The organism is Mediterraneibacter sp. ICN-202921, from assembly GCF_037890075.1.
GTDB classification, from domain to species: domain Bacteria; phylum Bacillota; class Clostridia; order Lachnospirales; family Lachnospiraceae; genus Mediterraneibacter; species Mediterraneibacter massiliensis.
Map to the genome: position 1 here is coordinate 1 of NZ_JBBKBE010000009.1, position 25,597 is coordinate 25,597.

The 25,597-nt window shown below is 42.2% G+C and carries 21 protein-coding genes; 3 read left to right on the forward strand and 18 right to left on the reverse strand.

The window, feature by feature from the left end:
• The first annotated feature begins 113 nt into the window (after positions 1–113).
• Complete coding sequence (locus WKT01_RS08615) at positions 114–488, forward strand: metal-dependent transcriptional regulator (protein ID WP_340312042.1); 375 nt, start codon at positions 114–116, stop codon at positions 486–488.
• Positions 489–561: 73 nt separating this feature from the next.
• Here WKT01_RS08615 and WKT01_RS08620 read toward each other — a convergent pair whose 3' ends face one another.
• Entirely contained in the window at positions 562–1,503 is a 942-nt protein-coding gene (locus WKT01_RS08620; protein ID WP_340312044.1) for an L-lactate dehydrogenase, read from the reverse strand.
• Positions 1,504–1,884: 381 nt separating this feature from the next.
• Here WKT01_RS08620 and WKT01_RS08625 point away from each other — a divergent pair, with 381 nt between their 5' ends.
• On the forward strand, positions 1,885–2,412 hold the full coding sequence (locus tag WKT01_RS08625; RefSeq protein WP_117975570.1) for a hypothetical protein: 528 nt from the start codon (positions 1,885–1,887) through the stop codon (positions 2,410–2,412).
• 58 nt (positions 2,413–2,470) lie between these two features.
• On the opposite strand, the gene WKT01_RS08630 is transcribed toward WKT01_RS08625, so the two are convergent.
• The 14 genes from WKT01_RS08630 to eno form a co-directional block, all read right to left on the reverse strand.
• Entirely contained in the window at positions 2,471–3,496 is a 1,026-nt protein-coding gene (locus tag WKT01_RS08630; protein ID WP_117975569.1) for an SHIRT domain-containing protein, read from the reverse strand.
• Between the two features lie 33 nt (positions 3,497–3,529).
• On the reverse strand, positions 3,530–5,479 hold the full coding sequence (locus tag WKT01_RS08635; RefSeq protein WP_117975568.1) for a hypothetical protein: 1,950 nt from the start codon (positions 5,477–5,479) through the stop codon (positions 3,530–3,532).
• Between the two features lie 266 nt (positions 5,480–5,745).
• Positions 5,746–6,516: an AIM24 family protein gene (locus WKT01_RS08640; protein WP_117975567.1), complete on the reverse strand. Its 771-nt coding sequence runs from the start codon at positions 6,514–6,516 to the stop codon at positions 5,746–5,748.
• A gap of 79 nt (positions 6,517–6,595) precedes the next feature.
• Positions 6,596–8,077 (reverse strand): glycoside hydrolase family 32 protein, encoded by a 1,482-nt coding sequence (locus WKT01_RS08645; RefSeq protein ID WP_117975566.1) that lies wholly within the window; start codon positions 8,075–8,077, stop codon positions 6,596–6,598.
• A 43-nt stretch (positions 8,078–8,120) separates the two neighbouring features.
• Positions 8,121–8,963 (reverse strand): carbohydrate ABC transporter permease, encoded by an 843-nt coding sequence (locus WKT01_RS08650; protein ID WP_117975565.1) that lies wholly within the window; start codon positions 8,961–8,963, stop codon positions 8,121–8,123.
• The gene (locus tag WKT01_RS08655) at positions 8,960–9,841 is read right to left on the reverse strand and encodes a carbohydrate ABC transporter permease (protein ID WP_117975564.1); all 882 of its coding nucleotides are present in this window, start codon (positions 9,839–9,841) and stop codon (positions 8,960–8,962) included. Before WKT01_RS08655 ends, WKT01_RS08650 begins: the two co-directional genes overlap by 4 nt.
• A gap of 42 nt (positions 9,842–9,883) precedes the next feature.
• Positions 9,884–11,194, reverse strand: a complete 1,311-nt coding sequence (locus tag WKT01_RS08660; protein ID WP_117975563.1) for an ABC transporter substrate-binding protein — start codon at positions 11,192–11,194, stop codon at positions 9,884–9,886.
• A gap of 12 nt (positions 11,195–11,206) precedes the next feature.
• Positions 11,207–13,672, reverse strand: coding sequence for a GH116 family glycosyl-hydrolase (locus tag WKT01_RS08665; protein WP_117975562.1), 2,466 nt, complete (start codon positions 13,670–13,672; stop codon positions 11,207–11,209).
• Positions 13,673–13,918: 246 nt separating this feature from the next.
• Positions 13,919–14,902, reverse strand: coding sequence for a LacI family DNA-binding transcriptional regulator (locus tag WKT01_RS08670; protein ID WP_340312051.1), 984 nt, complete (start codon positions 14,900–14,902; stop codon positions 13,919–13,921).
• A 63-nt stretch (positions 14,903–14,965) separates the two neighbouring features.
• Entirely contained in the window at positions 14,966–15,874 is a 909-nt protein-coding gene (gene sdaAA, locus WKT01_RS08675) for an L-serine ammonia-lyase, iron-sulfur-dependent, subunit alpha (protein ID WP_340312053.1), read from the reverse strand.
• A gap of 12 nt (positions 15,875–15,886) precedes the next feature.
• Entirely contained in the window at positions 15,887–16,555 is a 669-nt protein-coding gene (gene sdaAB / locus WKT01_RS08680) for an L-serine ammonia-lyase, iron-sulfur-dependent subunit beta (protein ID WP_340312055.1), read from the reverse strand.
• Between the two features lie 191 nt (positions 16,556–16,746).
• A complete protein-coding gene (locus tag WKT01_RS08685) occupies positions 16,747–19,281 on the reverse strand; it encodes a heavy metal translocating P-type ATPase (RefSeq protein ID WP_340312057.1) in 2,535 nt (844 codons plus the stop codon).
• Between the two features lie 14 nt (positions 19,282–19,295).
• Positions 19,296–19,604, reverse strand: coding sequence for a metal-sensing transcriptional repressor (locus tag WKT01_RS08690; protein WP_340312059.1), 309 nt, complete (start codon positions 19,602–19,604; stop codon positions 19,296–19,298).
• Positions 19,605–19,750: 146 nt separating this feature from the next.
• A complete protein-coding gene (eno, locus tag WKT01_RS08695; RefSeq protein ID WP_340312061.1) occupies positions 19,751–21,052 on the reverse strand; it encodes a phosphopyruvate hydratase in 1,302 nt (433 codons plus the stop codon).
• A 233-nt stretch (positions 21,053–21,285) separates the two neighbouring features.
• Between eno and WKT01_RS08700 the strand changes: the two genes are divergently transcribed.
• Positions 21,286–21,798: a ferritin gene (locus WKT01_RS08700; RefSeq protein WP_059070016.1), complete on the forward strand. Its 513-nt coding sequence runs from the start codon at positions 21,286–21,288 to the stop codon at positions 21,796–21,798.
• Between the two features lie 116 nt (positions 21,799–21,914).
• Here WKT01_RS08700 and WKT01_RS08705 read toward each other — a convergent pair whose 3' ends face one another.
• The 3 genes from WKT01_RS08705 to prfB all read right to left on the reverse strand — a co-directional run bounded on the left by WKT01_RS08705 (position 21,915) and on the right by prfB (position 25,508).
• Positions 21,915–23,123 (reverse strand): cofactor-independent phosphoglycerate mutase, encoded by a 1,209-nt coding sequence (locus WKT01_RS08705; RefSeq protein ID WP_340312063.1) that lies wholly within the window; start codon positions 23,121–23,123, stop codon positions 21,915–21,917.
• A 16-nt stretch (positions 23,124–23,139) separates the two neighbouring features.
• Complete coding sequence (locus WKT01_RS08710) at positions 23,140–24,357, reverse strand: homoserine dehydrogenase (RefSeq protein ID WP_340312064.1); 1,218 nt, start codon at positions 24,355–24,357, stop codon at positions 23,140–23,142.
• Between the two features lie 46 nt (positions 24,358–24,403).
• A protein-coding gene (prfB, locus tag WKT01_RS08715; protein WP_340312065.1) for a peptide chain release factor 2 occupies positions 24,404–25,508 on the reverse strand; the annotation gives its coding sequence in 2 pieces (ribosomal slippage) (positions 24,404–25,432 and positions 25,434–25,508; 1,104 coding nt in all).
• Positions 25,509–25,597 lie beyond the last annotated feature (89 nt).

Below are 25,597 nucleotides of genomic sequence, written 5' to 3' on the forward strand. Positions count from 1 at the left end.
GTGGATATGCTATACTACCTACTATATGAAGTATTGTACTGTACAGAAAATTCAGGACTGCTGTCTTGGAAAATTGTACAGAAATCACGGGAAATCGAGGTATATGAATAGGAATGAATATAAATGAATCTGTTGAAAACTATTTAGAAACGATCTTAATACTAAACAACACGCATCCTGTTGTCCGTTCTGTTGACATTGCAGCAGAGCTTGGTTTTAAAAAATCCAGCGTCAGCGTAGCTATGAAAAAGCTGCGGGAAAATAAATATATCGTCGTATCTCCGGAAGGTTATATCACATTGACCGAAGCAGGAAAAGAAATTGCTGAACGTATCTATGAACGCCATACGCTGCTTTCTTCCTGGCTTGAACAACTTGGAGTAGCCAGCGATACAGCAGCTAATGACGCATGCCGTATCGAACACGTGATAAGCGCCGAAAGCTTTGAAGCGATCAAACGGCATATTAAAGACAAAACTATGGAATAGAAAAAAGCTGGACAAGCCAGCAGATATCCCTGTCTGCCGTCTTATCCAGCTTATCTTTTTCTTTAAAAACTTTTTATTGAATAGTATACAAAACTGTCTTTAATTCTTCCGCAGATTTTTTCAGCTTTTCATTTTCTTCTTCATTAAAATCAATCTCCAGCACCTGTTCAGCCCCTTCGCTTCCCACGATTGCCGGAATACTCAAACACAGATCTGAAAGACCATATTCTCCATTCAACAGCACCGATACAGGAACAACTGCATGGCTGTCACGTACGATAGCCTCTGCTATCCTCACCGCAGCCATTCCTATCCCATAATAAGTGGCTCCTTTTCTTTCAATGATCTCATAAGCACTGTCCCGCACCGCATGATAGATTTCTTCCATTTCTGATGTAAAACTTTTATAGCCTTTCATTTTTGCAAAATCTTCCAGTCCGATCCCATAAATATTTGCACAACTCCAAACAGGAAGCTCGCTGTCTCCATGTTCTCCTATGATAAAAGCATGTACATTTCGGCTGTCCACTTTTAACTTCTCACTTAAAATATATTTCAGCCGTGCAGTATCCAGGACCGTTCCCGATCCGATCACTCTTGCCGGAGGAAAGCCGGATTCTTTCAAAGCCACATAAGTCAAAATATCTACAGGATTTGATACAATGAGCAGTATCCCTTCACATCTGACCCTTTTGATTTCTCTGATAACAGATTTCATGATTCCTGCATTTTTTTGCACCAAGTCTAGTCTCGTCTCTCCCGGCCTCTGGTTTGCCCCTGCTGTGATAATGATCACGGAAGCATCTCGTATATCTTCATATCTTCCTGCGTAAATATCCATTGCATGAGCAAAGGGCAGTCCATGGCTAATGTCCATTGCCTCTCCCTCTGCCTTTTTCTCATTTGCATCCAATAAAACGATTTCCGAAAACGTCCCTTTCTGCATAAGTGCATATGCAATAGATGCGCCTACAAACCCGCACCCTATAATTGCCGCTTTTTGTATATTGATCATCTGTATTTCCTCCTCTCCATCAATCCCCTATCGTTTTAGTAGGATATGATTCAACTTCATTGTATAGTATTTTTCACAAATTGCAATCCTTTATGCACGCTTAAAGGAAAACCTGCCTGTTTTATGATATGCAATATAGGATACTGTGGGTATTATGGTATATATTATAGTAATAAAAAAGAGAGGCTGACGTACTTTATGCAGTCGGCATCTCTTTCTTTTAATGGCAGATCTTTCTCTATGTCTTAGATAGAAAGACTTCTCTTGTCATAATCATATAAAGAATTCTTAAATTTAAACTTTTTTCTTTCTTCTTACGCAAATAACTGCTATGATAAGTTTATCAAAAGATTTTACAAGAATATCTGGGAGGTACAAAAGATGGAACAAGAAAACACAATAAATGAAGCTACATCTCCACAATCTGAATCTGCACCGAATACAGCAGAATATGCAGATATGCAAAAAGACACTGCCTCTTCTGCTTCCTCTGTTGCTGCAGCTTCAAATAAAGTCGACAAAGAAACAAAAAATTCAGAAATAGATACACATATCTATGAAACTGTGTACAAAGAAATTCTGGAAAATCTGCATGCCTTTACCCCTGCAGACCAGGTAGCATGCCGGATCACGGAAGAACATATTACATCTTATCTGGAAAACAGCCATGAAGAACGGGTTCTGCAGTACAAAGAGCGACGTGAGAAACGCTTTTTCTCCACACTGGAACTTATTGCTGTCCTTGCTTCTATCGTACTGGTCGTATGGGCTCTGCAGGAAAACTCTGCTATCTTAGTGACCCTGCTCTATATCATCGCAGGTCTGGGAGCATTATTTATATGGCGGTCTCCAGATAAATTAGGACTGCATGTAAAAGGAAAGACAAAAGACACAACAGAGGATGAATAAAAAAACAGCAGGTAGAATGTATTTTTTCGATTCTGCCTGCTGTCTGTTTTTTCTGAAATTATAACCGATCTAGTTTTCTTCTCCTATATGCGCCAAATATGCCAATCCCTGACACAAGAAGCAGTGTGCCCCAAAGTGTTAGATTTGTTTGATCTCCTGTTTTTACACTTCCTGTATCTTCAGGATGCTTCTTATTTGTTGGATCGTCTGTCCCATTTGGAACTCCCGGTGTGCCTGCTTCAGAAACAAATTCCCACGTTCCGGTAAACTTCACATCACTTGTCACAGCTTCTATCTTTTCCGGTGTCCATCCCTTGAATACCCATTTCCCGGTATCCGCTGCCACTTCGTCAAATTGTGTTTTTGATGGACATGCCGTCTCTTTATATTTCACTTTTTCTTTACTTGGGAGCTGCTGCATTACCTTTTTCGGAAGTGTTCCCGTAGAATCTAACGGCACAAATTCGTAATCCACTTCGTACTCCAACGGCGTCCACTGTGCATAGACAGTCATATCACTGTTCACAACCATATTTTCATCAAAAGGCGTCCCTTTTCCGTCCTGCTGTGTATTCCATCCGACAAATTGATATCCTTCTCTGGCAGGAGCCTTCGGCAATTGTCCCAAAGCCTCTCCCTTTTTACATTCCAAAGAAGCCGGATCCGCCTCTGTATCTCCGCCGTTCTTTTCAAAGGTTACCGTGACATTGCCGGCATTTGGATCTTTTGCGATCTTCCAAATGTCTTTTGCACTGTCGGTTGTATCGTGCGCCACGTATAATCCGAAATGTTCCGGCTCTAACGTCAGCTTTGCCGTGGAATTTATCTTATCTTTCGCATATACATATTCCTCCCCTTCCACCGGGTTGGAATTGCTCAAAAAATAAGAAACATTTGTCTTGATCGGTCTTAATTTTCCTGTGCCTGTAAAGGTTCCTCCTGCGCTTAAGGTTCCTACCGTGCCTTTTTCGTCTTTATTGTCCGGGTGATCCGTTCTTGTCAGCGCAAGGGTTCCGTTGACTGTCAGGTTTCCTGAAATCTCATTCGTTCCGGTAATGCCTAAAGTACCCTGTTCGATCTGCATGTTTTTCACATTTGAAATCGCCGGAGCACTATCCTAATCACGTATGACCGCGTCTTTGCTGTTATCCACATAAATGGTATCCACATATGCGATCTGCCAGGTCTTTACATACTTGTCGTTAATAAAATTGACTCTCGTCTCTCCGGTCGTGGTCGTATCGTTCCCCTGCTTGTATCCTTGGATAGACGGCGTACCTTTAAATGTTCCACTTTTCACATCGCAGATGCTGTCGCCCTGGATCGTCGATTTTTTCTCAGCCAGTATGATACCGTTTACAGTACCGCCGTTCATCACGATTTTCACACTGCCCGCAAATAAAGAGGGATTCTGTGAAAAATCTGAAAAATGGCAGCCATACACCTCTTCCATAATTCCGCCGTTGATCTCAACAAGGGAAGCGAATTCTTTCTGCTCCTGATTTTCCACCTTTTGCAGAAGATTATAATTCTCATTTCCGCAGCCTGCGAAAACAACTCCCAGTTTATTCCCGCCATTTACCGTCACATGAATGGTTCCCTGTACGATGTCACTGCTTCCGCCGCCGATAATATTAACGCTTGCATAAGGATCGGAATGATTCCCCTCTGCGGTAGCTTCGATGGTCACATTCGTATTCTTCACAGACGACCGAATCCCGCCGCCGTAAATATGACTGAATATCGCTTTCTGTCCGCTTTTTCCACCGACTGTAACATGGGTATCGCCCTTTACTGCTGCGTATCGTGTACTGATCGTATTGCTGCCGCTGGCATAGCCGCCGCCATAGACATAGCCGAAAGTCCCTGAAGACAGCGTTACGTTCGTATCTCCGCCGACAGATCCATACATGGCATTGGACGCGTCTGACTTCATGCCATCTCCGCCGCCGTACAGTGAATCTATTTTGGAACTGTCAGGAGACGCCGCCACTGTAATATTCGTATCGCCTGCAATGTTGCCATGGAGAGATCCACCGTAAACGATTCCAAACTTTCCACCTCGGATCACCAGATTCGTCTCGGCAAAATTTCCGCCGTTATAATCAATATCCCCATCTTCCAGAATCGTATATTTACCGATACCGCCGCCATATAAATGAAGCTCATCCGCAGCGGTAAAGTTTTCTGTAAAGGTCAGACAATTTCCCTGTGCAAATAGTGTGTGATTCGACGACGTATCCAACTGAATCTTATCCAGGACCAAATCCCCCACCAACAGGTAAGCCTTTGTCTCTGATTTTACTCCGGCATTCACCTTGGGCGTGTTATACAGATATTTTCCCAGATTGTCGACTTTGACCGGCTGCCCCTTACTGGTCAAGGTTACCGTCACTCCGGGGATCCCGCCGAAATTGTTCTGCGTCGTATAACTGCTGTGGTCTGCGCCTTCCAGGTTGATATCTTGTGTAAATACAATCGTTGCTTCTGTCAGCCCTTCTTTGTCTCGTGCCTGCTCGATCTCTGTTACAGCCTGATCGAAGGAAGCTTTATCAGATACTTCCCACGAATTTCCTGCTCTGACGAAGGCTTTTGGCCCTGCTGTTTCTCCGTTTTCCTGTCCATCCACTCCTTTGGAACCTAACTCCCCAGATGGCACAGCTGATCCCTCGCCTGCAGGAATAGTCCCCTCATTGTTCTCATTCCCGCCCTTTTCTTCAAAGCCAGCCACTTCAATTTCTATAGTTTCTTCTTGTCTGATACCATCAACGGTATACGTCACAAGAAAATCATATGCCCCGTTATCGGAAACATTATATTGCACAGCCGTCAGATCTTCCGTTATTTCCATACCGTCAGGTAATCTTAGTTTTTCTAACTGTACCGTTTCCATCTCCGCAAACACTAAAGAAATAGTCGCTTCCGTCTTATCCTCACTCATTTGCTGTATGATTTCATATTGAAGAGGTGAAGTATTTTTTTCTTCAGCAAATACAGTCTGCGGTATTATGCTCAATGTCATAACCAGCGTAAGAAACCATACAGTTACTTTCCCAGGCAGTTTCATTCCTATTTATTTCCTCCTTTTTGACGCGAATCTATGCTAACAGATAAGAGAAATGATAAAAAAGCAGAACATTTCCTAATTATCTCAATATATGACTATATCACTGCTGTCAAAAAATGTCTACTTTTAGCGACAATACATATTGATATTCCTTTTGAAGAAAAAATAAATGCCTGATATTGAACATTTGTATAGAAAGAAATAGACAGCAGGCAGATTGTTTTATGATTCTGCCTGCTGTCTATTTCTTTCTATACTCCGATTTTCTAAACAACATTATCAAGAACCGGTGTCATCAAAACCTTTCCTGTTCCGCGATACACATTCACTAACCCCTCGCCGGAAGCTGCCGATCCCACCAGTGTCTTTCCGGAACGTTCTACTGTGAAATTCAGACTTCCGCTCCATGCGATCGCCATATTCCCGTCTATTTTCAATGTATCATTATTCAACGTAACTTCTATCAATTCTTCTTTCGGGCAGGGAATTTCCAGGCATACGATACCATTTCCCATAATGCCCAGGTTAAAAAGTCCCTCGCCGCCGGCTATTGCAGATGACATATTCGAACGCATAACCGCCTTATGTTTTAAACTGGCATCACAGGCAAGGAATATACCATCATCCAGGACCACAGATCCGTTCCATTCTCCTACATCCAATAAAATGATATGCTTATATGTAGGTTCCAATACTAAAGTACCGGTACCGGCATACTCCGGTTTGATAGCCGACTCGCCCGTCGCTTTTCCCCGGACAGCTTTTCCTAGGAAGTCCCCTACTCCTTTTACGCCGGTTGTTACATTGATTTCTCCTGCCATCCATTGCATAGCGCCTGCCTGCAGTGCGACAGCCGACTGATTCAGAACACATACGACCTGTCTTTTCTTGATATTCATCTCATTACAATAATAAGCTACGATCGCAGACTGCGGCGTCACACTTAGATCCCGCTGGTACTCGATAACAGAAAAACATCCCTTGGAATCTAATACCTTTACATCATCGTTATTAAATAGATTTGAAATATGATACATACTCTTTCCCCTTTCTAGCTCTGATATATCATATTTTACCATAAAAAATCGATTATAAAAAACATAAATTTGATTTTTCTTACATGATCTTCTCTATTCCATAAGCCTCAAACTCTTTAATGACTGCATTCCCGCCATAGGTACGAATCTGGATATGGTTTTGCATATCTTGCGCAAAAATATTATTAGAATGATTGTTCTGATACTGATCTGTGAATATTTCCACTGAACTTTTATCTGAAAAAATATGAATATCTAATTCTTTTTTTCCATTCATTTTAAATGCACTTCTTGAACTTCCTTTGCTCCATCCATCTGCCTGATTTCTGTCTATTACGATTTCTGCATGTTTAAAATCAAACGTACATAGCAGCTGTTTTCCGTTTCCACAGCGCAGACACAATTCCAAGCTTTCTGCATCTGTCTGTTCAAGCAGCACCTTCATTTTCATTTCAAAAGCAATCCCGTCTCCGGCAGATAATTCTCTGCCGTCCGGAGAGATGACCATCTCCTCTTTTTTCTCTCCGCCTGTCCTGAGCATACGCAATTCCTCGATCGGTATAAACTGCAGAGTATAATCTTCCATAAGACGCACTTCTCTTGGAATACTATAGAAGCCGCACCAGCCTTCTTTATACGTAGGTCCCCAGTCCTTCCAGGAAGACATCCATTCCCATTCATTAGCCCAGCCGATCATAACTCTTCTTCCATCTGCTGTAAGAAAAGACTGAGGCGCATAATAGTCTAGTCCCCAATCAATCTCTCCTACGGTATGGTAAATAAATTTCCCTGTATGATATTCGAAATCCCCTACAAAATATATCGCTGTATGTTCGCCTGCCCCCATCGGGGAAACTGTCAATACATATTTATCGCCCAGTTGGTAAAAATCCGGACATTCCCACATAAAGCCCCATTCTCCTCTGCTTTCTGCCAGTACATTGACATACTCCCAGTGAAACATATCTTTGGAACGATACAGCAATACCTGTGCCTTGTTCTCCCTGCTGGCTCCACATACCATATAATAAGTATCTTCATGCTTCCACACTTTAGGGTCTCTGAACTGAGAACTTGGTACGCCTTTTGGAGCTTTCAGCACAGGATTCCCCTCATATTTTTCAAAATGGATTCCATCCTCGCTGTATGCAATGCATTGTGTCTGCTCATTTCCATTCCCATGATTGGCAGCTCCTGTATAGATTAAAAACAGCTTTCCTTCATGTTCGATAGCGCTTCCTGAAAAGCACCCTCCTCTTACATAATCATCATACGATTCGCTGGGAGCCAAAGCCAATGGAAGAAATTCCCAATGAACCATGTCCTCACTGACGGCATGCCCCCAATGAATATGATCCCAAAAGCCATAATATGGATTATATTGATAAAAAAGATGATATTTTCCCCGAAAATATATAAGACCATTGGGATCATTGAGCCATCCTGTCTGCGGCATAAAATGATAGTGTTGACGCATCGCTCCCCTTTTCACCTGTTCTTTCTTCTCCTCTATTTCTTTTTGCGCCTTTCTGATATTTTCCAACATTAATTCTCTTGACATACGTTCCTCCACACGTGCTTTCTGCCTTTTATATTCCAAAGTGTCATCCCTTTACAGCACCTGATGTCATCCCACTGATAATATATTTTTGCAGGAATATATAGAAGATCAGCTCTGGCAGCATAATAAGCAGACTCGCTGCTATGATCGCACTGTAATCCATAGAATACTGCCCTTTAAACATAGATGTCATCAAGGAGACCGTATTCAGCCTGCTGTCCTGTATAAAAGTAGAGGCAAATGGGAATTCATTGTATATATACACTGCGTTAAAAATAACAATCGTTACAAATGTCGGTTTCATAACGGGAATGACTACTCTGGTACATATCTTAAAAAGATTACATCCATCAATTAATGCAGCCTCTTCTAATTCTCCGGGAATTTCTCTTAAGAAACCAGTAAACAATAGTGTATTAAAAGAAATATTGACAGCAACATACGGTATGATCAACCCTAACCTCGTTCCCAGTATCCCCATTGCCGAATCAATGCGGTAAATGGGGAAGATCAGTACGTATATCGGGATCGCTATGCCTGCCAGAAAAAAGAGATAGATATATTCCGCTGTCTGCTTTTTTCTAAAAGTAAGTCTGGCAATAGCAAAGGAACTCATAAAAGTGATCACAATACTGAAAAATGTACTAACAAGTACCAAAATCAGCGTATTAAAATACATGCTTCCAAAGTCGATCGTCTCTAATGCTCTTACATAATTTTCAAAATTCCATGATGTAGGAAATGATAGCGGTGTATTCACGATTTCGTTATTCGTCTTAAAAGAAAGCAAAATCGCCCATATAATTGGAATCAGCAAGATAAAGACCAGAGCTGCGACAACCACATAAAAAGCAATTTGTTTTATGGTTTTTCTTTTTCCTGTCATAATTCTCTCCTTTTCTTTTTCGTTGTGATCCTGATATAGGCAAATGAACCTGCGATCGAAAGTACAAGTATCGCAACAGCGATGGCCATGCCATATCCATACTTTCTCGAACTAAACACAGTAAAATACATATAAGATGTAAGGAGTTCCGACTGATGAGCCGGTCCCCCTCCTGTCATCTGATATACCAATTCGTATATTTTGAAAACTCCGGTTATAATCAAAACAATATTGATAATAAATGTCTCTTTCAACATAGGTATTGTTACATAAAACAATCTTTGCAGTGCATTTGCACCATCCATCGCACAGGCTTCATATATATCTGCCGGAATCGTTTTTATCCCGGAGAGGAAGATGGTTGCATGAAAGCCCATAACCTGCCAGGTAAATACGATGGCAAGCGCCAGAGGAGACCATTTTGTCCCCCCGATCCATTCAATGGCCAGCGCATCCAAACCTATACTACGGAGGATATTATTGAGCAGCCCATACTGCGGATTCATAATATATCCCCATATAATACCGATAATAATGGGTGCTATTATATAAGGTGCAAATACAACCATTTTAAAAAATGCATTTCCCCTAAAAGCTCTGTTCATCAACATAGCGGTTAAAAATGAACCCACAAGAAGAAACAATAGACTGCACACCAGAACAATACATGTATTTCTTAAAGCAATTAAAAACAATTCGTCTCCAAACATCCGTATATAGTTATCAAAACCTCTAAATTCTGCTTTGCCCATGCCGCTGTAGTCTGTAAAACTATAATACACTGCGACAAATACGGGAATAATAATAAACACCATATATACAAGTAATGTTGGAATCAGCATAACTGCTTTTGCTTTTTTTGTACTTACCCAATGCATAATATCCTCCAAATTTTGTATAAATCTAATATCTGTTTTCTTTTATCGCTCCGCACTGTGCAGATCTTCTACATAATCTGCCGCCTCCTCAGGTGTATATACTCCTGTCATAACACCAAATGTCGCATCGAAATATCCATAGGCTACAGTAGAAGATAAAGAATTAAAAGGTTCACGAACCGCTTCCCAATCATCATTTAGAGCCTGTATCATCGTTGCCAGTACCGGATGTTCTTCTACATTTACTTCACCTTCATACTGGGAACAAGGCAGCGCCGCTGTATCTTCAGCGATAATTTTTGTTCCTTCTTCTCCATAATAAAATTGCCAGAACTGCATAATTGCATCCAAAAGCTCTTTATCCTCTGCCGCTTTTGCAGAAACTACATATACTCCACCGGAAGCCTTTATTCCAATTTGCTGCGGATACTCACTGTCTGAAAAAGTCGGCCCCCAGAAAAAACCGATGTTCTGGGCTATATCACTGGCCTCAAAATCACCAATGTCCCATGCGCCAGAATTAAACATGGCTGCCTGTCCGCCAAGAAATTGCTCTTTTGCTTCAAAATATCCCATATTCGCGATATTCTCTGTGAAAGTCTTGTTGTCCCGCATTTCTTCTACTTTTTCAAAATAATGTATAAAATCTTCATTATTCCAGGAAACGCTTCCATCGTTCAATCCTTCCAGTTTATCGAAGAAACCATAACGTGCCAGCATCGTCTCAAATGCCCAGATACTGTAATTATCCTGTGCTCCTACTGTAAGTGGTACGATGCCTGCGTCATTTAATTTGTTGACAGCCTCTGTAAATTCTTCATAAGTCTCAGGAGCTTCTTCAATCCCTGCTTGTTCAAAAAGTGCTTTATTATAGAAAAAGCCTGCCATCATCACTTCACTTGGAAGACCAAAATCTTTTTCATCAACTGTACAGGAATTTACCAAGCCTGGTAACAGACTTTCATTAATTCCATATTCATCCAACGCTTCCGTCATATCATATAAATATCCATTTTGTGCAAATTCTTTTGCCGGGGCCTGTTCAAGCCAAAAAATATCCGGTAATTTATTTTCATCTGCTAATAATGTCATTTGTTTGTTGTGCTCAGATACTTCCTTTCCAGTTATATCAATTTTAATATTTGGATGTTCTTTTTCAAATGCTTCAATAATTTTCATCATATGGGGTTCCTGTTCTTCAATATTTGCTACATGTTCTGCAAATTCAATCGTAATCGTATCCCCATTTCCAGATTGTTCTTTTTTCTCATTTGCACCGCATCCTGCCATTGAAACCGTTAAGAGTACTGCCGCTGCAACTGCCGTTACTTTTTCCCATGTTTTTTTCTTCATAATACTTCTCCTTTAATCATCTAATTGAATTCCATCTAAAGTACCATATAATATATCGTACTTTTTCACCCATTTTCCATTTTTCTTTTCTTGTCTGTATACTCCCCATGCATTTCCGCAGATAAAGAAACTGGACATGTCTTCTTCCATTACCGGATGTATAGAAAGTGTTTTCTTATACATATCACTCTTTTGTCCCAGCAATGCCTGCAGGATCCCCCAGCTTGCCATCGCTCTGCAATAATGATGGCCGGATTCGATTTCACTAAACGGATTTCGCTTGTATCCGTCGTATCTGTCGCGTATAGATTTTACGATCGTCAGGCCTTCTTCTACGCACCCCAGATAAATCAGATTTGCTGCCACAGAATATTCTACACCTGTCCATACCTCTCCTGCATATGATAAGGGAAATTTCGGTCTACCTCCTTTCGGCCATGTTGCAATTACCATACCTTTTTCGTCATTGATCGCATACGCACGATGTACACTGTCCGTATGGTAAAAGTCTGTTTGATAGTTGTACTTAAATACCGATTCCATAGCTGTTTTCATATGGTCTTTCGGCAGTACTTCTCCTATTCCTGACATATAGGCCAGAAACTGTCCCAACAGTTGATCTGACAGACATCCTTTTCCAAACTGATATTTATATCTGTCCACATCCTCCAGAACCTGTTCATAGTATTCGCCATTAAACAAAAGCTTATCTGCCAGCTGTGCTCCTTTCTTATACAGCTGCCCGTAGATCTTTTCATGTTCTTGATCACCTAAGATGGCCGCCATCTCTTCACAGCACTTTAAAGCTGCGAGAAATATACTGTCCGTCATTGGATTTAAACCGTAAAACTCAATGTCATACGTGGTATTCTGCTGTCCATCCAACACACCATCTCCATCTGTATCCCACTGTTTTATCGCGTAATCCATCGCCTGCACTGCTTTTTCCCAGATCGTCTTTAAAAAATTCATGTCCCCGGAATTTTTAAAATCGCGGTAAATGCGCACAATACTGCCCAACTGACCGTCACATGCCGGCACCATCTCATATCGCTTCTGCCCAAATACAGAAAACATCCGTGTAGACATACAGCCATTTTCATCTGTTTCCTGCAAAAATTCCACATTACGCATTGTTTGTTCCAGTTCTGGAAACAGAAAAGCCACTGTCTGTTCATAATTCCATACATGGGGAACGCTGCCGTAACCACATCCTATATCATCACGGATCCCTTCAAATCCTCCAAAAGTCCCATCCTCCAGCCGAAAGCAAAGATTACTTCTTAAATTTGTAATATTCGCTGTTAAGGCATCGATCACATAGTAGGGCAGTGTTGTCTGATGAAACATAGCATCAGCAAAATCTCTGCTTCCTTTTTCCAATCTGGACATTTCCGCATAAATATACTCTCCCGCATCCCATGCATTGGAAAACTGCGTTGCATAATAATTTCTTGTAACTCCATATTTTCCATCTTGAAAATTTTCATAATCTTCATCAAATTCAATCCATGCCTTTACCCTATTCGGAAAATACCAGGTGATGACAAATTCAAATGTTTTCTCTTCTTGCGGAGCCAGCGTACAATAGGAACCGATGGAGCCGATTTTTTCTCTTCTTTTTAAAAAACTGAAATTATGGAATTGAGCAAATTCACATCCAACACTGTCCGAGATCGTTTCTTTTTCCAATCGTCCATCTTCCGTAAAATCATCCCAAAAATCCTGGATCCCATCCACCCACTCTCCATCAAACCACTGTGTTTTATAAGTCACATTCTCCCCTGTGGTCATAATCGCCATGTTTCCATATCTAAGATGGCTCTCTTCCAAATGTTCCGGTTCATAGTAAAGCCCTTTGATATTTCCTGTTTCACGATAGACATTTTTCACACTGTCTGCCAGCTTCAAATTTTCGATAACATCGTATCCTTCAAAACCGGAAGCATTGGGAAGGGTTCCAACCAAGCTTACTTCTGTAGGATGATTCGATGTATTTTTAACATGGTATCTGATAATAGCTCCGGGAATACTGGAATCATTTACATTCAGCGGTATAAACGGCGTAAAAGCTTCCATACTCACCTGCACCGGCAATTCTGAATCGAAGAACTTTACATTGGCAAACGGATACTCGCATGTCATTTCCGAATCTTCCATTCTTGGAAGATTTACAAGTTCTGCCTGCAAATAACCATGCGAGCTTGTATAAGGAGGCAAAAGCCTTGCTTCTAGTATTTTAGATATTGGTTTTTCCATGTTTTCATTTTCTGTCCGGATAGCAAAAAATGATAATGGAAATTTCGTATTTTTAGCAGGCCAGTTAAAAATTTCCCAGTCCAGAAATTTTCCTCTTGTATTTACAGAAAAATTGCCTGTTCCGATTCCTCCCAGAAGAAAACGTACTTCAGATGCATCTCGTTTGTAAATCCGTGGAGTTCTGTCATATAGCTCTTTTTTTGAGAATATTTTATCCATTTTTCTTCCTCCTGTTTAATATGGAACGGGTTCCATATATTTTAAAAATAAAAAGCCTCTTTTCCGATATGTGGAACCCGTTCCATATATCGGAAAAGAAAGTAGAGAGTTTCCTCTCTTGACAATTTAATTATATCCTCTTTGCCGTATATGTCAATACTAATTTTCTATTTCAAACTCACATTGTACAATATGTTAGATTTTCTCTTATACTTTTTGTGTATTTCGCCGTATATCTCGTATATCTTATACAATTGTTGTTTTCCCTTTTCTCATTTCTACCTCTAACATAATTTGTTTATTTACATAAGATGTCCCACTGATCAAGTCACAGATCAAATTCACAGATTCCTTTGCCAGTTTTTCTATCGGCTGGACCACTGCTGTCATTTTGGGCTCTACCATTTCTGTAATATAGGTCCCATCATATGCTACAAATTTAACTTCCTGGGGTACTTTCCTATTTCTTCGGATCACCTCGTTCATACACTCAATCGCCAGTCTGTCTACTGCAAATACTCCGTCAAATTCTATATTTTTCGAAAAAACATCCTGCACGACTTCCACATAATATTCAGAATCAAATCTATTCCATTCCAATTCATAGGAATAGATCTGTATATGATTCTCCTGCACTATACGCTCAAATTCAAAATGCCTCTCATGATAAGGAGATTTCACTTCTGTCGCGCCCTTAAAATGTAAAATCTTCGTACATCCGTTTTTTATCAAAGTCTGTGCTGCCAGACGTCCTCCGTTTCTATGATTCACTGCTACCACAGGAATATGTTCCCCTAAATATCTGTCTAATGCTACAATAGGTTTTTGTATCTTCTTGTATTCTTCCACCTCCAAAGAGTGAACTCCCGTAATAACACCGTCTACAATATGCCGATTCAGCATATCTAAATATTCCATTTCAGCATTTACTTCTTTCGCCGTATTGCACAACATCATCTTAAAGCCGGCATGATACAATTCACCTTCCACATAATCTACAAATTCTGCAAAAAATGGATTTAAAACATTCGGTACTAACACCGCAATAATCCCCGTCTTTTTATGATAGAGATTCCTTGCAAGTTCATTTGGGGTATAATTCAATTCCTTCATGACCCGTTCAATCTTATCTCTTGTTTCAACGGACACATAGCCGCTCCCATTTAATAATCTAGATACAGTCCCCACTCCTACGTGAGCTTTCTTTGCCACATCTTTAATACTCGCCACATATATCCTCTCCTTTTTATAACATATTTTTACCTTATAGTATTTCAAAATGAAAGTCAAACACTATTTTAAAGACCTATTTTTCTCTGTACCGGTCTGTTCACACACACTGCATCCTATAGAACACCCTGTAGGAGTACCCGCGCAGCCTCCCAGAGCTGTTTCTTTTAATTCCACCGGCATATTTTTTCCCACTCTGTACATGGCAGCTGCCATCTCATCAAATGGAATGGGAAATTCTACACCGCTTAAAGCGATCTGCGCACAGGTAACTGCATTTAATGCGCCGAGGGCATTTCTATTCTGACATGGTATTTCCACCAAGCCTGCCACAGGATCGCAGACAAGCCCAAGCATATTGGCTAACGCCATACTGGCCGCATTTAAGCACGCAGAAGGCGTCCCTCCCATCATCTCTGTTACAGCTGCGGCAGCCATAGCTGAAGCAGAACCGATCTCTGCCTGGCAACCCGCCTCCGCTCCCGATACAGAGGCATTTCTCATCAACAGATACCCAACCGCCGATGCACAGTAAAGACCGTTTTCTATTTCTTCATCTGACAGGTCTTTTTCCTCCTGTAACGCAAGCAGCGCTCCTGGAATCACCCCAGAAGATCCCGCTGTAGGCGCCGCCACGATCAGTCCCATAGAGGCGTTGACTTCCGGTACAGCCATACTGTAAGCGATCACACAATTCATAAATGGATCGCATATGCTCTCTTTCGTTTTCCCAAATTCTGCAATCTTCTTTGCTTCCCCGCCAGTCAATCCACTAATAGATTTTTCTGGCTTTAATAACGGGTTTTTAGCAGCATTCTTCATAATGGATAAGACTTTATCCATTTTTCTTTTTATTTCCTTCTCTGTCCATGCCCCATTTTCTATTTCTCTTTCTCTCATTATGTCGGAAATCTTTTTGTTTTTCGATCCACACAGTTTTAACAAATCTTTTCCCGAATGGAAATCTGGCATTGTCCCTACCTCCTACAATTGAATCAGTAAAATTTCCAATACAGCTGGATTTTGTTTCATCTCTGTCAGTATACTTTCCGGGATTTTCTCATCCGATTCCACTACTGTATACGCAATATCTCCTTTCTTTTCACGGAACAGCCGCATAAATGCTATATTCACGTTCCGTGCTGCCAGACATTGGCTGATATGCGCCGCTACTCCAGGCTTGTCTGCCTGTTTTACGATCAAAGTGCTATATTCTCCCGTAAATTCAACATGAATACCGTTAATACGGGTGATTTTTATCTTTCCTCCCCCGGTCGATTCTCCCCGCACACACATTTCTTTGCCTGTACAGCCTCTGAGCACTATATCTACTGTATTCGGATGTTCCGGCACGTTCTCTTCATCTGCTGTATAGGAATAGGAAATCCCCTGCTCCTGTGCCCAGCGAAAGGACTCACGTATACGTGGATCATCCGTCTCAAATCCAAGGATCCCACCTAAAAGCGCTTTATCAGTTCCGTGTCCTTGATACGTTCTGGCAAAAGAACCGTATAAAATAAATTTTACACTTATGATCCGCTCCGGAAACATCTTTCGCGCCATTCTTCCTATTGAAGCGGCGCCTGCCGTATGAGAACTGGAAGGGCCGATCATATTTGGTCCCAACACATCAAATATACTCAAAAACTCCATTTCCCTATCCTCCCTCCGGATGGCATGCTCATACGAGCACGCATCCCTGTTTATTTATTACATAGGAACGCAGTTTCCCGCATAAAAGAACCTGTCTTTATCTATATAGTACCCCATATTGGGAAATACAACCAGATAAAAACAGGCCGTTTTTAAATCTTTTGCTAAATTGCCAGCAAATGCCTTCTAAATCAAGCGATTTCTGTAACTGTATAATCCTGATCTTCTACTGTCTTTTTCAAGACAGCATCCTCTACCTCTTCATTTAAAGTAAGAACTGCGGTTCCCTCTGTATGGCTTACAGCCGCTTCTTCCACTTGCGGGAGCGCTTCTAAACACTTCTTTACTCTTGCCTCACAGTGTCCACACATCATGCCTTCAATACGCATTGTTTTTTTCATCTTTTCTTCCTCCTGTTTTTTATATGATTTTTTTTGTTTTCTTTTCCTATCCTTTGAACCGTCATACATTTTAAACCAATTCAGCCGCAGTGCATTGGTCACCACGCAGAAACTGGAAAGACTCATTGCCGCTGCTCCAAACATAGGATTTAACTGCCAGCCAAAGATCGGGATCCAGAGCCCCGCTGCCAATGGTATACCGATGACATTATAAATAAATGCCCAAAAAAGATTTTCGTGGATATTGCGCAGTGTGGCACGGCTCAGCCGAATTGCTGCAGGCACATCACGCAGTCTGCTCTTCATCAATACGACATCAGCCGCATCGATGGCTATATCTGTTCCTGCCCCGATAGCAATTCCCATATCCGCTCTGGTCAGCGCCGGCGCATCATTGATGCCGTCTCCTACCATTGCTACTTTTCCTTTTTTCTTTAAAGCACGGATCACACTTTCTTTTCCATCCGGCAGCACGCCTGCGATTACTTCATCAACACCCGCCTTCTCCCCGATTGCTCTAGCAGTCTGCTCATTATCGCCAGTGAGCATCACAACATGTATTCCCATATCTTTTAGTTCTTTTATCGCCTGTGGGCTGTCCTCTTTGAGCACATCAGCTACTGCGATGACTCCCAATAGTTTTCCGCTTCTGCTAAAGAACAAAGGCGTTTTTCCTTCCTTAGACAAAAGTCTTGCCTGTTTTTGTATAGTTTCAGAAACTTCTGCCTTTCCCATAATAAACTTTAAATTTCCGCCATGAAGAAGTTCTGTGCTTACCCTTCCAGTAAGTCCATTCCCAGGTACAGCAGAAAATTCCGTCACCTCGCCTGCCGTCCGTATATTTTTCTCTTCTGCTTCTGTTAAGATCGCAAGGGCAAGAGGATGTTCGCTTTTTTTCTCCAGTGCGTAAGCAAAGGATAACAACTCTTCTTCTGTCACGCCCTCTTCTGCAAGCACATCCGTGACACGTGGTTCCCCGCTTGTGATCGTTCCGGTCTTATCCAACGCAACAGTCTGTATTTTCCCTGTCTCTTCCAAAGATACCGCTGTTTTAAACATAATTCCATGTTTTGCGCCCATGCCGTTTCCAACCATAATAGCAACCGGCGTTGCAAGACCTAATGCGCAAGGACAACTGATGACCAGAACAGAGATACCTCTTGCAAGGGCAAAGCCAATAGTCTGCCCTGCCAAAAGCCAGATCAGCATTGTCACCACCGCAAGAATGATCACTGCTGGAACAAATACTCCTGACACCTTATCTGCTACTTTCGCGATCGGTGCTTTTGTTGCCGCAGCATCACTGACCATTTGTATGATCTGGGACAATGTTGTGTCCTCCCCTACCCGTACTGCCTCACAGCGGATGAAACCGGATGTATTTAGAGTAGCCGCTGAAACAGCATCTCCCGGCTCTTTATCGACCGGAATACTCTCTCCTGTCAGCGCTGCTTCATTTATGGCGCTGCTGCCCTCTAATATGATGCCATCTACAGGTATATTTTCACCAGGGCGGACTACAAAGATATCCCCCTTCACAACTTCTTCTATAGACACTTTTATCTCTTCTCCATTACGCAGCACTACCGCTGTCTTTGGCGCCAGTTTCATCAAACTTTTCAATGCGTCTGTAGTCCGGCCTTTAGAACGTGCCTCCAACATCTTTCCGACAGTGATCAATGTCAGGATCATTGCCGCCGACTCAAAATAAAATTCATGCATGTAAGACATGACTTTCCCCATATCTGCGTGCATCTGTGCGTCTGTCATAGCGAACAGCGCATACAGGCTGTACCCATAAGAAGCACTTGCTCCCAGTGCTACCAGTGTGTCCATATTCGGAGCTTTATGCCATAAACTCTTAAAACCACTGATAAAAAACTTCTGGTTGATCACCATGATAGTCGTTGTAAAAAGGAGCTGTATCAGTCCCATCGCCACATGGTTGCCCTCTATAAATCCAGGAACCGGCCAGTTCCACATCATATGTCCCATAGAAATATACATAAGCGGGAGCAAAAAGACAAGGGATAGAATCAATCGCTTTTTTAATTTTGGTGTCTCTTTATCTTGCAGAAACTCCTCCTGCGACGCCGTACCTGCCGTTTGCTCGTTCTTTGTCTTCAGACCTTTTTCAGCCGCTCCATACCCAGCTGCTTCTACGGCAGCGATCACATCTGAAGCCTTAGCCTCTCCTTCCACTCCCATGGAATTGGTCAAAAGGCTGACAGAACAAGATGAGACCCCCGGTACTTTTGCAACCGCTTTTTCTACCCTTGCGCTGCATGCGGCACAACTCATCCCTGTAACAGTATATTGCTTCATATATTTCCTCCTGTCTATCTCATCAATTTCTGTAATGTTACGACCAATTCGTCGATTGTCTCCTCTTTTCCTTCTCGTATATCTTCAGCTACACATGTGCGGATATGATTTGCCAGAAGGACTTTATTAAAACTATTTAAAGCTGCGTTTACCGCAGAGACCTGGATCAGTATATCTGTACAGTATACATCATTCTCTACCATCTTTTTGATACCCCGTACTTGTCCTTCGATCCTGTTTAAACGATTGAGCAAATCCTTATATTCCTTCTCTGAACGCTCTTTTGTTTTGTGCGTACAACAACATTCTTTTCTCTCTTCCATTTTCATCACCTCTGTTTACATTATATACCCCTTAAGGGTATATTGCAAGTAAAAAATAATTAGTGTACTCTTACAACATTTCCTTATCTATATTTACAGCTAAAAAAGAATCGGCAGAACATCTTGTCCTGTCGATTCTCCTGCCTCTATATCAATGTTTTGATACGAAATGCTTCCATTCCCGGATATTTTGCACTGTCTCTTAACTCTTCCTCGATCCGCAGCAGCTGGTTATACTTTGCCACTCTCTCACTTCTGCTTGGAGCTCCTGTCTTGATCTGACGCATATTCAGTGCCGCCGCCAGATCCGCGATCGTCGTATCCTCTGTCTCTCCTGAACGATGAGAAGCAATGGCTGTATAACCTGCCCTATGTGCCATTTTGATTGCCTCTAATGTCTCGGATACCGTTCCTATCTGGTTTAATTTGATCAGAATAGAATTTGCGCATCCTTGCGAGATTCCTTTATGCAGTCTCTCTGTATTTGTCACAAACAGATCATCCCCGACAAGCTGCACCTTATCTCCCAATTGTTTTGTAAGAAGTTTCCAGCCTTCCCAATCTTCTTCATCCAATCCATCTTCAATGGAATAAATCGGATATTTATCACACAGTGTTTTCCAATGTTCTACCAATTCTGCCGAAGTAAATTTTTTTTTGCATTTCGGAAGTACATACTCCCCCTTTTTTTTGCCTTTCCACTCACTGGAAGCGGCATCCATCGCAAGAACAAAATCTTTTCCCGGTTCATACCCCGCTGTTTTTATCGCTTCTAATATCAATTGGATTGCTTCCTCATCACTTGCAAGATCCGGGGCAAATCCTCCTTCATCTCCTACAGAAGTCGCCAGTCCTTTTTCTTTCAAGAGCGTTGCCAGAGCATGAAATACTTCTGTACACCACCGCAGCCCCTCCCGAAATGAAACAGCGCCCACAGGCATGATCATAAATTCCTGTACATCCACTGTATTCGCCGCATGGGCTCCTCCATTTAGTATGTTCATCATAGGAACCGGCAGATCATTTCCATTCACTCCGCCCAAAAAACGGTACAAAGGAATATCCAAAGACAGAGCCGCCGCTCTTGCGCATGCGATGGATACCGCAAGGATCGCATTGGCGCCCAACTTTGACTTGTCTCTTGTCCCATCTGCCTCTATCATGGCCCTATCTGCCGCATATATATCTGATGCGTCCATTCCTTTCAATGTTTTACATATTACTGTATTGATATTCTCTACCGCTTTGGAGACCCCTTTTCCCCTGAAACGTTTCTTGTCTCCGTCTCTTAGTTCTAATGCTTCAAACTCACCTGTAGAAGCGCCGCTTGGAGCCATGCCTCTGCCCACAGTTCCGTCCATCAGCCAAACTTCTGCTTCAACAGTCGGATTTCCTCTGGAATCAATAATCTCACGGCCTATTACTTTTTCAATCTGCAAATACTCCATATACACTCCATCCTTTCCCACAACATTCCTTCGCTGACCCGACATATGTAATACGGGCTGTGAAGAAATTTAACAGCATTTTTCTCTTTTAATATATTCCCTTGTCTGTATAAAAATATACCTTTCTTCTGCTGTAATAAGCTATGATTGATTTTTCCATATGGCTATGCTATATTTTTAACATATATATATAGGATGAACAAATCAAATAGAGAAAGAAGGCGTTTTTTACAATGGTAAATGAACAAATTGCAGAATTATTGAATACACAGGTAAACAAAGAGTTTTATTCTGCTTATCTGTACCTGGCATTTTCCAATTATTTCTCAGAAGTCGGTTTAGATGGCTTTTCCAACTGGTATCTGATACAAGCTCAGGAAGAACGTGATCACGCTATGTTGTTTGTACAATATATGCAAAATAATGATCTTTCTGTTGCTTATGAGGCGATCGACAAACCCGTATTCCAAGCAAATGAGCACCTCGATGTACTTAAAGCGGCTCTGAACCATGAACGTTATGTAACTGGACTGATCCATAATATCTACGGAGCAGCCAGCGATAAAAAAGATTTTCGTACTATGCAGTTTTTAGACTGGTTTGTAAAAGAACAAGGGGAAGAAGAAACAAATGCCGCAGATCTAGTCAAAAAAATGGAACTTTTTGGTTCAGATCCAAAGAGTCTATACCTGCTGGATCAGGAAATGGCGACCCGTACCTATAGCGCGCCATCACTTGTACTGTAAGGCTCTGCAATAGAAAAGGAAAAAAAGAAGAAAACCCAGCCGTGATCATAGCCGTGTTTTCTTCTTTTTTTCTATCTTTTATCTGCTTTTTCTGAGCGCTTTCCCGCCATGACTCTTCAAGCGTTCTTTTTCAACAGACGATCCAACAATTCATGTCCGTTCTCCTGAAAGATCCCGGTTTGCCCTGCTGTTTTCTCGCAGTAGGTTTCCTCTCCTTTCACTTGACGCGTGCTGTCATATAACAAATACGGAACAGGGTCTCCAGTATGTGTACGCAGACGGATTGGTGTTGGATGATCCGGCAGTACCAGCATACGGAACTCCTCTCCTGTCTCTTTGATCCGTTCGGACACAGGTCCGATAATCTGTGCGTCAATATACTCGATCGCTTTGATCTTATCTTTTACACTTCCCTGATGTCCCATCTCATCCGGCGCTTCCACATGGATATAGACAAAATCATATCCATCCTCTGTCAGTACTTTCACTGCCGCCTCTGCTTTACCGGCATAGTTCGTATGAAGTCCTCCATTGGCACCTTCCACCACGACATTGTGCATCCCTGCCCCCACAGCAATTCCTTTGAGTAAATCCACTGCTGAGATCATTGCGCCTTTGACATGATTCTTTTTTTCAAAAGAGACCAGTGCCGGTCTCGTACCAGCTCCCCAAAACCATGCAGAATTCGCCGGATTCAGACCTTTTTCCCGGCGTGCCTGATTAACCGGATGATTTTTTAGTATGTCATAACTTTTTTCCATCATTTTCCGCAGCGTCTTATCTGCCGGCAGATACTCGCCAATACGCTTTGTCAAGATATCATGCGGAGCCGTCAGTTCTTTTACTTCTCCATTCTTCTGGATCAGCAGATGACGATAACTCGTCCCCACATAGAATGTATAGCCGTCTTCCTTCAGCCCTTCCCTAAGAGCTTCTATCAGCAGGGAGGCTTCCTGTGTCGTGATTTCACCAGAACTATGGTCGAGTATCCTTCGCTCTTCATACGTATCTTCTTCCTCAGACAGCGTAACGAGATTACAGCGGAAGGAAACATCCTGCGGAGCCATATCCACGCCGATACTTAAAGCTTCCAAAGGGGAACGTCCCGTATAAAATGTCTTTGGATCATATCCAATCACAGATAGATTGGCCGTGTCGCTTCCCGGCGCCATCCCTAAGGGCACCGTACGTACCATCCCAAGTTCCGACATCGGAGCCAGTCTGTCCAGATTTTCTGTTTTTGCTGTCTCAAGCGGCGTCCTGCCTTCTAATTCCTCGATCGGTTCATCTGCCATCCCATCACACAATACGATTATGTATTTCATATATCTATATACCCTCTTACTCTTCAATTCGAATCATATGGAGAATTCCTGGAAATTCTGCCGCATTCTTACTGTACTCGCCTTCCGTCATCGCCTCTGTCACAAAACCAAATTCGTCCTCCAGCTCCTTTACTTTTACCAGTCTTATAAGACCAAATTTGCTTTCTAGGTGAGGCTTCATAGCTTCTGCATCTCCTGCGATCCGCACAAAATATCTTTTTACAGTCTCCGCTATCGGGAAAAGTTCTACTTTCTCACTCTCCCACATTGTCATGATATTCCTGTTCAGATGTTTTGCTGCGTCTACCACATCTGCAACTACCGCGCTTGCAGTCGGCAGTTTCCCTGCGCCGCTTCCATAAAACATCGCGTCTCCCAACACATTTCCATGTACAAAAACAGCGTTGAATACACCGTTTACACTATACAGAGGATGCTCTGCTGGAAGAAGATACGGCGCCACGATCGCATGTAAATGTTCGTTCTCTCTTCTGCTGGAAGCAAGAAGTTTGATCGTCATTCCCATCTCTTTTGCATACATCATATCCTGCTTTGTGATCTTTGTGATCCCTTCTGTATAAATATCTTCAAAGTCTACCTGATGTCCCGAGATCAGGCTGGACAGAATGGCGATCTTACGGCATGCATCATACCCTTCTACATCCGCCTCCGGATTACGCTCCGCATATCCATTCGCCTGCGCTTCTTTTAATACTTCCTCATAGTCTGCTCCCTCATAGAACATTTTCGTGAGCATATAGTTCGTCGTTCCATTCAAAATCCCCGTAATCTCTTCTATCTCATCCGCTGTGATAGACGAATTCAGCGCACGGATGATCGGGATCCCGCCTCCTACGCTCGCTTCAAACAAGAAGTTGATATTTTTCTCTTTGGCGATCGACAAAAGCTCTGCGCCGTGCTTTGCCACCAATGCCTTATTGGAAGTTGCCACGCTTTTCCCTGCCAGCAGACAACGTTTAACAAACGTATATGCCGGCTCGATTCCACCCATTACTTCGACTACAATCTGTATTTCGGGATCATTTACGATCACCTCAAAGTCATGTACCAGTTTTTCCTGTATAGGATCTCCTGGGAAATCACGGATATCCAGCACATATTTAATATAAATTTCATCTCCGACTCTCTGATTGATCCGTTTTCCGTTTGTATCGATCACTTCTATTACGCCGGAGCCTACTGTTCCATACCCTAATACTGCTATATTTACCATCTTTTTCTCCCTTCTTCTCTCCTTTTTGTCTCATCCTTTCACGAGACTATTCATCCTTCATACTCAGATATGCATTGATAAATGCGTCCAGGCTTCCGTCCATGACTGCATTTACATTGCTGATTTCCGTATTTGTCCGATGATCTTTCACCATAGTATATGGCTGCATAACATAAGAACGTATCTGACTTCCAAAACCGATTTCTTTGATTTCTCCACGAATATCTGACATTTTTTCCGCCTGTTCCTGCTGCTTCATTAAAAACAGCTTTGATTTCAGCATCTGCATCGCCTTGTCTTTATTCATATGCTGTGACCGTTCATTCTGGCATTGTACCACTATGCCGGTAGGCAGATGCGTGATACGAACCGCGGAAGATGTCTTATTGATATGCTGTCCTCCCGCCCCGCTGGAACGGTACGTATCTATTTTCAGATCATCTTCATTGATCTCAATGTCAATGTCCTCTTCAATATCCGGGATCACATCACAGGAGGCAAATGACGTCTGCCTTTTGCCCGCCGCATTAAAGGGAGAAATACGCACTAACCGATGAACCCCTTTTTCCGAACGCAGATATCCGTATGCATTAGTACCTTTCACTTCAAAAGTAACACCTTTGATGCCTGCCACATCACCTTCCAGATAATCCAGCACCTCTACGGCAAACCCTTTTTTTTCTGCCCATCTTACATACATACGGTACAGCATGCCTGCCCAATCACAGGATTCTGTTCCTCCCGCTCCGGCATGCAAAGTCACGATCGCATTGTCTTTATCATAAGGTCCTGTCAGCAATGTCCGTATCCGTATTTCTTCAAACTTGCTTTCGAACAGCTCCAACTCTGCCTCTATTTCCTCTGCTGCACTCTCATCCGCTTCCTCTGCACTTAGTTCGATCAAGACTTTTAAGTCCTCATAATCAGAACACAATTTCTCGATCTGCTCGACAAATGCCTGCAGATCTTTTAATTGTTTCATCGTCTGCTGTGACTCTTCCGGTTTATCCCAGAAACCGGGTTCCTCAATCTTCCTTTGTAATTCTTCAATCTGCTCATTCTTTGACGCTAAGTCAAAGTGAATCCCTCAAATCTTTCAGCGGTTCTTCATATGCAGATAATCTGTTTTTTAACTCCTCTAACAAAACCACCTTTTTCACCTCTTTCTTTTTTTCTGCGAGCATCCTGCTTTCACAGCCTCGTCCGCACAATTCCTCGCAATTATCTGAAAAAGTGCGGC

Bases quoted from the DNA above. Each gene is read 5' to 3' on its own strand.
- WKT01_RS08685 (WP_340312057.1), bottom strand. From the start codon at position 19,281: ATGAAGCAATATACTGTTACAGGGATGAGTTGTGCCGCATGCAGCGCA.
- eno (WP_340312061.1), bottom strand. From the start codon at position 21,052: ATGGAGTATTTGCAGATTGAAAAAGTAATAGGCCGTGAGATTATTGAT.
- WKT01_RS08690 (WP_340312059.1), bottom strand. From the start codon at position 19,604: ATGGAAGAGAGAAAAGAATGTTGTTGTACGCACAAAACAAAAGAGCGT.
- WKT01_RS08665 (WP_117975562.1), bottom strand. From the start codon at position 13,672: ATGGATAAAATATTCTCAAAAAAAGAGCTATATGACAGAACTCCACGG.
- WKT01_RS08645 (WP_117975566.1), bottom strand. From the start codon at position 8,077: ATGTCAAGAGAATTAATGTTGGAAAATATCAGAAAGGCGCAAAAAGAA.
- WKT01_RS08635 (WP_117975568.1), bottom strand. From the start codon at position 5,479: ATGAAACTGCCTGGGAAAGTAACTGTATGGTTTCTTACGCTGGTTATG.
- sdaAA (WP_340312053.1), bottom strand. From the start codon at position 15,874: ATGCCAGATTTCCATTCGGGAAAAGATTTGTTAAAACTGTGTGGATCG.
- WKT01_RS08640 (WP_117975567.1), bottom strand. From the start codon at position 6,516: ATGTATCATATTTCAAATCTATTTAATAACGATGATGTAAAGGTATTA.
- WKT01_RS08705 (WP_340312063.1), bottom strand. From the start codon at position 23,123: ATGAAATACATAATCGTATTGTGTGATGGGATGGCAGATGAACCGATC.
- WKT01_RS08655 (WP_117975564.1), bottom strand. From the start codon at position 9,841: ATGCATTGGGTAAGTACAAAAAAAGCAAAAGCAGTTATGCTGATTCCA.
- sdaAB (WP_340312055.1), bottom strand. From the start codon at position 16,555: ATGGAGTTTTTGAGTATATTTGATGTGTTGGGACCAAATATGATCGGC.
- WKT01_RS08660 (WP_117975563.1), bottom strand. From the start codon at position 11,194: ATGAAGAAAAAAACATGGGAAAAAGTAACGGCAGTTGCAGCGGCAGTA.
- WKT01_RS08630 (WP_117975569.1), bottom strand. From the start codon at position 3,496: ATGCAGATCGAACAGGGTACTTTAGGCATTACCGGAACGAATGAGATT.
- WKT01_RS08625 (WP_117975570.1), top strand. From the start codon at position 1,885: ATGGAACAAGAAAACACAATAAATGAAGCTACATCTCCACAATCTGAA.
- WKT01_RS08620 (WP_340312044.1), bottom strand. From the start codon at position 1,503: ATGATCAATATACAAAAAGCGGCAATTATAGGGTGCGGGTTTGTAGGC.
- WKT01_RS08615 (WP_340312042.1), top strand. From the start codon at position 114: ATGAATATAAATGAATCTGTTGAAAACTATTTAGAAACGATCTTAATA.
- WKT01_RS08700 (WP_059070016.1), top strand. From the start codon at position 21,286: ATGGTAAATGAACAAATTGCAGAATTATTGAATACACAGGTAAACAAA.
- WKT01_RS08710 (WP_340312064.1), bottom strand. From the start codon at position 24,357: ATGGTAAATATAGCAGTATTAGGGTATGGAACAGTAGGCTCCGGCGTA.
- WKT01_RS08650 (WP_117975565.1), bottom strand. From the start codon at position 8,963: ATGACAGGAAAAAGAAAAACCATAAAACAAATTGCTTTTTATGTGGTT.